This window comes from Paucibacter sp. DJ2R-2, assembly GCF_025717675.1.
In the GTDB taxonomy this organism is placed as follows: domain Bacteria; phylum Pseudomonadota; class Gammaproteobacteria; order Burkholderiales; family Burkholderiaceae_C; genus Paucibacter_A.
Genome location: NZ_JAJIRT010000042.1, coordinates 1 through 350, shown reverse-complemented (window position 1 = coordinate 350; position 350 = coordinate 1). Strand labels below are relative to the sequence as shown.

The 350-nt window shown below is 63.7% G+C and carries 1 protein-coding gene; it reads right to left on the bottom strand.

The features are described 5' to 3' along the window. A partial coding sequence (locus LNV28_RS25015) for a transposase (protein WP_263569078.1) occupies positions 1–350 on the bottom strand: 350 nt, incomplete at both ends.

Here is a 350-nt window from a genome sequence, read left to right as displayed (position 1 = left end):
GCCTGATCCGCGAAGCGCTCATCGCGCTTGCGCATCTGGCCGTCCGCAATCAGGGCTGGCGTGTTGTTGTCGTGCAGCTGCTGCACATTGGCATCGCTGTGATAGCCCGCATCGGCGGTGACCAGGGTGTTCTCATCCGTCCACGCTTGGGCCTGCTCGATCATGGGCGCGAGCATGGCCTGCTCCGAGCCCGAGCCCACCACGTCGGCGGCGATGATGACTTGGTTGGCGCTGTCCACGGCTGCTTGCGCTGCGTAGCCCTGGATCACGCCTTTGTTCGTGGCCATCTTGGCGCTGTCGGGGTCGGTGATGTTGGACTTGAGCTCTTGGCCCTTGGCATTCAGTCGCTT